The organism is Longimicrobiaceae bacterium, from assembly GCA_035696245.1.
Taxonomy (GTDB): domain Bacteria; phylum Gemmatimonadota; class Gemmatimonadetes; order Longimicrobiales; family Longimicrobiaceae; genus DASRQW01.
The window spans coordinates 18,660-27,577 of the sequence record DASRQW010000335.1; the positions used below are offsets into that span (position 1 = coordinate 18,660).

Below are 8,918 nucleotides of genomic sequence, written 5' to 3' on the forward strand. Positions count from 1 at the left end.
TGCGGACCCACACGCAGAGACGGCTGAGATGACGATGAAAGCTTCCCTGGTCACGATCCTTCCCCTGGCCGCCGTGCTCGCGGCGGCAGGCGCGGCACGAGCCCAGATGCAGCAGGGCCCGATGGCGCCGGCCACCATCCGCGTATCGTCCAGCGGCGAGGCGCGGGCCACGCCGGACCAGGCATTCGTGGACTTCGGGATGGAGACGGTGGCGCCCACCGCCAAGGCCGCGAGCGACCAGAACGCCGCGCGCATGGCCCGCGTGATCGCCGCGCTGGTGGCCGCCGGCATCGCGCGCACCGACATCCAGACGCGCGACTACAACGTCTACCCGGAGTATTCGCAGCCCGGCCCGGCCGGCGGCGACCCCGCCATCCGCGGCTACCACGTGAACAACACCGTCTCGGTGAAGACCGACCGCATCGCGCAGGTGGGCGCGCTGATCGACGCGGCGCTGGGTGCGGGCGCCAACCGCGTAAACGGCGTGCGCTTCGGCTTCCGCAGCCCGGAGACGCTGCGGGCGCAGGCGCTCCGCCAGGCCATCGACCGCGGCCGAGCGGAGGCGCAGAACATCGCGGCGGGGCTGGGCGTGCGGCTGGGTCCGGTGCTGGACGCCAGCACCAGCTCCGAGCAGCGTGTGTATCCCCCTCAGCCCATGATGATGGCCCGCGGTGCCGCAGCCGATGCGGTGCAGACGCCCGTGGAGCCCGGCGAGCAGACGGTGGGCGCCACCATCTCCCTCGTCTTCGCCATCGCGGGCGGCCAGTAAACCCCGCACCTCACGGTAGATGAACGGCGGCCCACGGCGATCACGCCGCGGGCCGCTCCTCTTTCGTCCATCTATCGTCCCCAGCACGCCCACCCGGCGGATGCGCGTCCCCGGATGCGCCGTGGGTCAAGCGGCCGGGGGCGGGGTGTTCATGCGCGGGCACGACGTGTGGCGCGTGTCGGCGATCTGGAGGACCCGCCAGCCGTCCGGGCCGCGGAAGAGCTGGAAGGCGTCGATGCCGCAGTGGCTGAACTTGGGGCCCACGTAAAAGGCGTAGTCCATCCACGCCGTCGCCAGGTCCCCGTCCACGCGAACCTCCACGTTCGCGATGCGCTCGTCGTACATCTCCGCGTGCGGCGTGCCCACCGCGCGCAGGAACGCATCCATCGGGATGGTGCGCACGGCCGGCCGGCCTTCGTGCACGTCCACCGACTGGAGGCGCGCGTCGGGGTGAAGCGTGGCGCGTATCGCCGCCGTGTCCCCCGCCCGCATCCCGTCGAACATCCGCACGACCACCGCCCGCACCTCCTGCTCCGGGCTTGCCGACGCCTGTGCCGATAGAGGACGCGAAGCAAATCCGAGCGCCGCAACGGTGGCGAACAACGCAATACGATTACGCATGATGGTTGGGATCGGGGTGGAAGGTTGGTAGGACGAGCGACACACGGTCTAGTCGGGACTGATCGAGCTACATCTTCACGGAGCAAACCGGAACACCGGGGGCTCTGCGCCCCGATCCGGCTTCCGATCACCCCACGCGATCGCCTGCAGCCGCTCCACCGTTTCGGGTGAGAAGAGCTGCTCGCCGGTTTCGACGTTGACGCGAGCAGGGACGTCTTCGATGATCAGAACGCGACCGTCGATCTCGATCGTATAGGTCACGAGCCGCTCCACGAGCCGCTCGGGCCGATGCGTGGCGTTCATCTTCAGACGTAGCTTCGGTGATCGTCGGCCCGCGGTAATCGGGCTCCCGGAACGCGACAGTTTCGGCTGCCGTCACAGTAGCCTCGGAATCCTTCATCGGCAACGGAAGAAGCCCCCCGGACGATCCGGAGGGCTTCTTCTGTTGAAGCAGATTGGCAGAGGAGCGCCGTCAGACCTGGAAGCCGCTGACCAGCTCCTTCATGCGCTCGGCGGAGAGGAGAAGCTCCATGCTGGACGCGGACATCTCCTGTGTCGCTGCCGACTGCTCCTCGGCGGCGGCGGAAACTTCCTCGGCGCTGGCGGCGTGCGACTCGGAGGTGCCGGAAACCTCCAGGACGGCGCGCTCCACCTCCACCATGGCGTCGCGGCTACGAGACACGGCCTCGCCCACCTGCGACGCGGCCAGGCGCACCCCGTCGACCGCGGCCAGGATCTGCTCCAGCGCGGCGTCGGCGCCCTTGGACACGTGCTCCACGTCGGCCACCTTCTCCGTGCCCTGGCCCATGGTCGCCACCACGCCCTCGATTCGGGAGCGGATGGCGCTCACGTTCTGGGCGACCTCCTGCGCGGCGCGGGCGCTGCCCTCGGCCAGCTTGCGCACCTCCTCGGCGACCACGGCGAAGCCGCGGCCGTGCTCGCCCGCGCGCGCCGCCTCGATGGCCGCGTTCAGCGCCAGCAGGTTGGTCTGCCGGGCGATGGCGGTGATGGTGTCGACGAAGCGGTCGATCTGCGCGCTGCTCTGCTCCAGCTCGGTGACCTGGTTGGCCGACGCGGTCACCACCTCGCGGATCTCCAGCAGCCGGTCGAGCGCCGAGGACACCTCGGTGCGGCTGCCTTTGGCGGTCACGTAGATCTGCTCGCTGAGCAGCGCCACGCTCTGCGACGCGTTCGCGATCTCCTGCGAGCGGGTGCCCATGTCGGCGAGCGCCTGCTGCGTGGCCTGAAGCCCGTGCGACTGCGTCTCGGCGCCGCTGGCGATGCCCACCATGGCCGTGGCCACCTCGCCGCTGCTGGCCGCGACCTCCTCGCTGATGCTGGACAGGTCCGACGCGAAGGTGGAGATGCGGTCGGCCGTGGAGACGGTCTCGGAGACGATGTTGCGCAGCTGCCCCGCCATGCCGTTGAACGCGGTGGCGAGCGACTGGAACTCGTCGGTCATCTTCCCGTTCAGGTGGATGCGCAGGTCGCCCTGCCCCAGACGCTCGGCCGCGCCCATCAGGTTCTGGAGCGGGGTGTTGATGCTGCGGATCGCCGCCCAGATGAGAGCCACGGAGAAGAGCACCGCGCCCAGCGACGAGAGCAGCAGGAAGATCTCGCGGGTGTGGGCCATGCCGTTCAGGTCGGTCGCGGCGGCGCTCACCTTGTGCACCTGCTCCTCGCCCACGTTGCGGATGGCGTCCTGGAGCTGCTGGGTGAGCGGCCGCACGGCCACCTCGCGCGCCAGCGCGCGGTCGGTCTGCCCCAGGTCCATCTGGGCGTGGGCCAGCGCGTACTCGACCTCGATGCGCGAGTGCAGGTTGTCGATCGCCGCCAGCTCCTGGTACTCCGAGGCGTTGAGCGACTTCAGCTCCTTGTAGCGGCGCCGCTGCTCGTGCGCCTGGCGCCCCAGCGTGGCGAAGCTCTCGGCCAGAGCGGGGTCCGGGTGCACCAGGTAGCGCTCGCCGGCCGCGATCTGGTTGAGGATCAGCGACTCCAGCACGTCGCTGACCTCCGTGCTCTGGCGCAGCGAGCCCAGCCGCACCGTCATCTCCCGGTTCAGCTGCTCGACGGTGGTGTAGCCGATCACGGCGCCCACCCCGATCAGCAGCACCAGGATGGCGCCGCCCAGGTACAGGCGGCCCCGGATGGTGGAAAGCACGCCGCGGACGCGTCCGTTGTTCTCGTTCATCTCCCGACCTTGGAAAGCTGAAGCCTGCCGTTCCGGATCTCGCTCACGTACACCGCCTTGCCCGTGGGGTCGCCGTCCTCGTCGAACGCCACGCGGCCCGCCACGCCCTCGAAGGCCGGCGCGCCGCCGGGGCGGCCCACCGTCTCCAGCCAGTCGCGGATGGACTGGCGCGTGGTGTTGCCCGCCCGCACCGCCTCGGCCAGCAGCATCACCGCGTCGTACCCCAGCGCCGACGACGAGTCCGGCTCGCGGTGGAAGGCGGCGCGGTACGCGGCCGCGAACTTCCGCGAAGCCTCGGTGGCGTCCGGGTGGAAGAGGGAGCCGACCATGGTGCCGTCGTACACCGCGGTGCCGTCGGCCAGCGCCTCGATTCCGTCGCCGCCCATGAAGCGCAGCGGCATGCGGAGGGCGCGCGCCTGGGCGATCACCTTGGCCGCGCCGCCGCCCGCGTCGGCCAGGAAGACCAGGCCCGCGCCGCGCCGGCCCAGCCGCGCCAGGTACGGGCCGAAGTCCGCCATGTCGTCCAGGATGGGGTCGGACCCCAGCACCCGCCCGCCGCCGGCCCGCAGCGCCTGGCCGAAGAAGCGGTCCAGCCCGCGGCCGTAGTCGTCGTTCGAGTAGACGATCTCCGCCGCGAGGCCCATCTCCCGCGCCGTGCGCGCCAGCGAGGCCGCGTTCGACGAGTCGCTGGAGGCCACGCGGAAGATCCACGGCCCCAGCCCGGAGATCTCGGCGCTGGTGGCGCTGGTCGCCACCGCGGGCAGGCCGCGCTGGTAGATGGACGCTGCCTGGATGGTGGTGGACGAGTACACGTGGCCCACCACGGCGACGACCTTGGGGTCGTCGAAGAGCTGCTGCGCCACGCCGATGGCGGTGCTGTCGTCGCCGCGGTCGTCCAGCTCGCGGAACTCCAGCCGCCGCCCGCCGATGCCGCCCTGCGCGTTGATCTCCCGCAGGGCGAGCTCGGCGCCCATCTTCCCGTTCGCGCCGTACACGTCCGGCTTGCCGTCCATGCTCGTGAGCGGCAGGGGCACGCCGAAGCGGATAGGCTCCCGGTCCGGCCCGCGCAGCCCGGCGCACGCGGCGGCAGATGCGGCGATGACCGCGGCGAAGGCGGCGGCCGTGCGGAGCGGGAGGCGCGGACGCAGGGCGCGGCTCGGCCGGCCGGGTTCGGCGGAAGGCATCGGGTGCGGGGCTGTGGACGCCAGGGGGCTCACGGGCTGCTGGAGAGGGAAAGCCAAGCTATGCCCGCGATCCGGCGGTGTCAACATGCCCCGCCGCAGCGCGTTGCCCCCCGCCGCCGCCCTCGCTACGTTTGCGCCATGAGCACTGATCGCACCCTGCCGCACGGCCGTCCCGGCACTTCATCCCCCGTCCTCGCATTCGCACCGCGCGAGTGCGCCGCGCGTGCACGCGGGAGGCGCGCGTGAGCGACGCGGCGGACCAGCACGAGGAAGAGGCCGCGGACCGGGCGCTGGACCGCGGCCTCATGCGGCGGCTGCTGGCGTACCTGCGCCCGTACCGCCTGCGCGTCGTCATCGCGATCCTGCTGCTCTTCGCGGGATCGGCCATGGAGCTTGCCGGGCCGTACCTGACGAAGGTGGCGCTGGACCGGGCGATCCCGCAGCACGACATGCACCTGCTGGCGCTGCTGGTTGCGGCGTACGCGGGCTCGCTCGTCCTTGCCTTCCTCTTCGAGTACGCGCAGACGCTGCTCACCACCTGGCTGGGGCAGAAGGTGATGCTGGACCTGCGCGTGGAGCTTTTCGCGCACCTCCAGCGGCTGTCGCTGCGCTTCTTCGACCGCAACCCGGTGGGGCGGCTGATGACGCGCGTCACGAACGACGTGGAGGCGCTGAACGAGATGTTCTCGTCCGGCGTGGTGACCGGGTTCGGCGACCTGTTCACCGTGCTCTTCATCTTCGCGGCGATGGTGCGGCTGGACTGGCAGCTTGCGCTGGTGACGTTCGCCGTGCTGCCGTTCGTGGCCGTCGCCACCTTCGTCTTCCGCGCGCTGATCCAGAAGGCGTACCGCGACATCCGCCTGCGGCTGGCGCGCATCAACGCGTACCTGCAGGAGCACCTGAGCGGCATGCGCGTGGTGCAGCTCTTCGGGCGCGAGGAGCGCACCATGGCGCGCTTCGCCCAGATCAACCGCGAGCACCTGGACGCCAACCTGCGCTCCATCACCTACTACGCGCTCTTCTTCCCCGTCATCGAGGTGCTCACGTCGGTGAGCCTGGCGCTGATCCTGTGGTACGGCGGGCTCCAGACCCTCGGCGGCTCCATCACCGTGGGCGTGGTCGCCGCCTTCCTCCAGTACACGCGGCGCTTCTTCCGGCCCATCCAGGACCTGTCGGAGAAGTACAACATCGTGCAGGGGGCGATGGCCGCGTCCGAGCGCATCTTCCAGCTGCTGGACACCGAGCCGGAGATCCGCGACGACGCGCAGCCGCTGCACCTGCCGGCGGACGGGCGGGGGGAGATCGAGTTCCGTGACGTGTGGTTCCGGTACTCGGAGGGCGACGAGTGGGTGCTGCGCGGCGTGAGCTTCCGCGCGGCGGCGGGCGAGCGCATCGCCATCGTGGGCGCCACGGGGGCGGGGAAGAGCACCATCATCAACCTGCTCATGCGGTTCTACGACGCCGAGCGCGGCGAGGTGCTGTTCGACGGCGTGCCCGTGCGCCGCGTGCCCGTGGCCGAGCTGCGGGGGCGCATCTCCCTAGTGCTTCAGGACGTCTTCCTGTTCAGCGAGGACGTGGCGCGCAACATCCGCCTGGGCAGTGCCGGCATCTCGGACGAGGCCGTGCGCGAGGCGGCGCGGCAGGTGGGGGCGGACCGCTTCGTGGAGCGCTTGCCGCAGGGCTACGCGCAGCCGCTGGGCGAGCGCGGCACCTCGCTCTCCGTCGGCGAGCGGCAGCTCGTCTCCTTCGCCCGCGCGCTGGCGTTCGACCCGCTCGTCCTGGTGCTCGACGAGGCTACCAGCTCGGTCGACTCGGAGCTGGAGGCGCAGATCGACGCCGCGCTGCACGTGCTGATGGCCGGCCGCACCTCGCTCGTCATCGCCCACCGCCTCTCCACGGTCCAGAACGCCGACCAGATCCTGGTGCTGCACCACGGCGAGGTCCGCGAGCGCGGCTCGCACGCGGAGCTGCTGGCGCGCGGCGGCCTGTACGCGCGCCTGTACGAGCTCCAGTTCGTCCGCTCGTCCGCCGCCTCCCAGGCCGTCACGGCGGAATCGGGAGATGCACGGCGGGACGGCGCGAGCCGTCGGTCGCTTGAGCGAACACCTCGGACGAAGGACGCTTCGGCTGGTTGATGCAATCCACTGGAGATGCAGGGAGGTGCGACCCGATGCCGCGCATCTCACGTTCTCTTCCACGCTTCGGCCGACGCGACCTCCGCAACCCGAAGTCGTTCGGAGGGCAGATGGAGGGGCGATCGCAGGTCCGCTACCCGGACGAATCCGCCGCGTTGTCTTCCGCCCGGCGGGCGGCTGGGGATTCGGCCAACCCGCCATCTTCCGACGTCTCGCACCTGGGGCCCGGCCTCCACGCATCTACCGAAATGCCTTTCGTGCAACGATTTACGGACGCATGGAATGCTTCTTGCCTGCCTCGCCGGGTCGGGGACCGCGCCAGTCGTGCCCTTCCCCGCACCTCCCCAACCCGCAGCCAAACGACCTCCACCCCCGCGGGGCGTGAGGGGCACACCGCAGGCGCAATGGAAAAGCGAGAGACCATCCTGGTGGTCGACGACAACCGGGACAACGTCGAGATCCTGCGCGCGTTCCTGGAGTCGCGCGGCTACGTGGTGGCCGAGGCGAGCGACGGCAAGGCCGCGCTGGCGCAGATGGAGCAGGTGCGCCCCGCGCTGGTGCTGCTGGACGTGATGATGCCGGGGATAGACGGCTGGCAGGTGTGCCGCACCATCAAGAACCACCCGGACCTGGGCAGCACCAAGGTGGTGATGGTCACCGCCAAGGGCGGCTTCGAGGACAAGTTCGAGGGCCTGCGCTCGGGCGCCGACGACTACGTGGTGAAGCCGGTGGACTTCAAGGACCTGCTCGCCAAGGTGGAGCGGAACCTCCAGGCATCGGGGCGCCAGGCGTGAGAATCGTAGCCAGCGTTCGCGAGGGAGGGCTGGGGGGCAGGCTGGGCGAGGCGGCGGCGCAGCTCGAGGCCGAGCTGCTCATGCTGCCGCAGGCGCTGAACGGCGTGACCGACGAGGTGATGGGCGCCCTGCGCTCGCACCCCGACCTGCTTCTGGTGGAGGAGCCCGACGGCACGCTGGAGCGCCTTCGCACCGAGTCGCGCGCCCGCGGCATCGGGCTCGTGGTCGCGTGCGCCACCGGCGAGCAGGCGCGCGCCGCCGTGGAGGCGGGGGCGGACGAGTGGGTGCTGCTGGACGCCAGCGCGCAGGAGGTGGCGTCGCGCCTGTGGAGCGCCGCCTCGCGCAACCGCCGCGCGGCGCGCCCGCAGGTGACCGCCGCGCTCGCCGAGCACCTGCGCTACGAGGAGCTGCTGTACGATCGCTTCACCGGCTTCCCAACGCTGCCGGTCATGCTGGAGCGCGGCCGGGAGATCATGGACCGCACCGGCCGGCTCACGGTGCTGTACATCGAGTTCGTGCGCTACAGCAAGCTGGAGGAGATCTACGGCTGGCAGAAGCTGGACGAGGTGCTGCAGACCACCGCCAGCGCCGTGCGCGAGTTCTACGACGAGCAGCGCACCCAGCAGGAGAGCGTGCTGATGGTGTCGCACACCGGCGACGACGACTTCATCTTCTTCACCGACCTGCGCGACACCACCGAGGGCACCGAGCAGCGCATCAACCAGCTGGCCACCGAGTTGGAGACGCACATCCGCGCGCGGCTGGACTCGGAGCACGGCGAGGACATCTCGGGCCTGTTCGAGATCTACGTGGGCAGCACCACGCTCTTCCGCAACCCCAAGATCCGCACCGAACGCCTCATCTACCGCGGCATCCGCGAGGCGGCGCAGGCGGCGCGCGGCGTGGAGCACCGCGAGCGCACGCGCAAGGTGGCGGACCTCAAGGAGACGCTGCGCGAGGGCGCCGTCTACATCGTGTACCACCCCATCGTGGTGACCGAGACGCGCGAGATCTACGGCTACGAGGCGCTGGCCCGCGGCACCAGCCGTGCCCTGCGCTCGCCCGAGGTGCTGTTCGGCGTGGCCGAGGAAGCCAACCTCATCTGGGAGCTGTCGCGGCTTTGCCGCAAGCGCGCCATCGAGGGGATGGACGCCAACCTGGGCCCCGAGCACCTCCTCTTCCTCAACATCGACCCGCACGACTTCCGCGACCCCACCTTCCGCT

Annotated in this window: 8 protein-coding genes; 4 read left to right on the top strand and 4 right to left on the bottom strand. The window is 70.7% G+C overall.

Annotated elements, in window-relative coordinates; all coding sequences use genetic code 11:
* Positions 1–34: 34 nt before the first annotated feature.
* The gene (locus tag VFE05_15525; protein HET6231483.1) at positions 35–769 is read left to right on the top strand and encodes an SIMPL domain-containing protein; all 735 of its coding nucleotides are present in this window, start codon (positions 35–37) and stop codon (positions 767–769) included.
* A gap of 126 nt (positions 770–895) precedes the next feature.
* Here the strand turns inward: VFE05_15525 and VFE05_15530 are convergent, their stop codons facing one another.
* The 4 genes from VFE05_15530 to VFE05_15545 all read right to left on the bottom strand — a co-directional run bounded on the left by VFE05_15530 (position 896) and on the right by VFE05_15545 (position 4,765).
* Positions 896–1,294 carry a nuclear transport factor 2 family protein gene (locus VFE05_15530; protein ID HET6231484.1) on the bottom strand — a complete coding sequence of 133 codons (399 nt, stop codon included), beginning with the start codon at positions 1,292–1,294 and terminating at the stop codon, positions 896–898.
* 171 nt (positions 1,295–1,465) lie between these two features.
* Positions 1,466–1,693 carry a YgiT-type zinc finger protein gene (locus VFE05_15535; GenBank protein ID HET6231485.1) on the bottom strand — a complete coding sequence of 76 codons (228 nt, stop codon included), beginning with the start codon at positions 1,691–1,693 and terminating at the stop codon, positions 1,466–1,468.
* A 169-nt stretch (positions 1,694–1,862) separates the two neighbouring features.
* Positions 1,863–3,581: a methyl-accepting chemotaxis protein gene (locus tag VFE05_15540; protein HET6231486.1), complete on the bottom strand. Its 1,719-nt coding sequence runs from the start codon at positions 3,579–3,581 to the stop codon at positions 1,863–1,865.
* Entirely contained in the window at positions 3,578–4,765 is a 1,188-nt protein-coding gene (locus VFE05_15545; GenBank protein ID HET6231487.1) for an ABC transporter substrate-binding protein, read from the bottom strand. The genes VFE05_15540 and VFE05_15545 overlap by 4 nt, the downstream gene beginning before the upstream one ends.
* A 242-nt stretch (positions 4,766–5,007) precedes the next feature.
* Between VFE05_15545 and VFE05_15550 the strand changes: the two genes are divergently transcribed.
* From VFE05_15550 to VFE05_15560, 3 genes are all read left to right on the top strand, one after another.
* Complete coding sequence (locus tag VFE05_15550) at positions 5,008–6,900, top strand: ABC transporter ATP-binding protein (protein HET6231488.1); 1,893 nt, start codon at positions 5,008–5,010, stop codon at positions 6,898–6,900.
* A gap of 404 nt (positions 6,901–7,304) precedes the next feature.
* Complete coding sequence (locus tag VFE05_15555) at positions 7,305–7,694, top strand: response regulator (GenBank protein ID HET6231489.1); 390 nt, start codon at positions 7,305–7,307, stop codon at positions 7,692–7,694.
* The coding region (locus tag VFE05_15560; protein ID HET6231490.1) for an EAL domain-containing protein at positions 7,691–8,918 on the top strand (1,228 nt) is incomplete at its 3' end. The genes VFE05_15555 and VFE05_15560, both read left to right, overlap by 4 nt.

Bases quoted from the DNA above. Each gene is read 5' to 3' on its own strand.
- VFE05_15525 (HET6231483.1), top strand. From the start codon at position 35: ATGAAAGCTTCCCTGGTCACGATCCTTCCCCTGGCCGCCGTGCTCGCG.
- VFE05_15545 (HET6231487.1), bottom strand. From the start codon at position 4,765: ATGCCTTCCGCCGAACCCGGCCGGCCGAGCCGCGCCCTGCGTCCGCGC.
- VFE05_15555 (HET6231489.1), top strand. From the start codon at position 7,305: ATGGAAAAGCGAGAGACCATCCTGGTGGTCGACGACAACCGGGACAAC.
- VFE05_15535 (HET6231485.1), bottom strand. From the start codon at position 1,693: ATGAACGCCACGCATCGGCCCGAGCGGCTCGTGGAGCGGCTCGTGACC.
- VFE05_15540 (HET6231486.1), bottom strand. From the start codon at position 3,581: ATGAACGAGAACAACGGACGCGTCCGCGGCGTGCTTTCCACCATCCGG.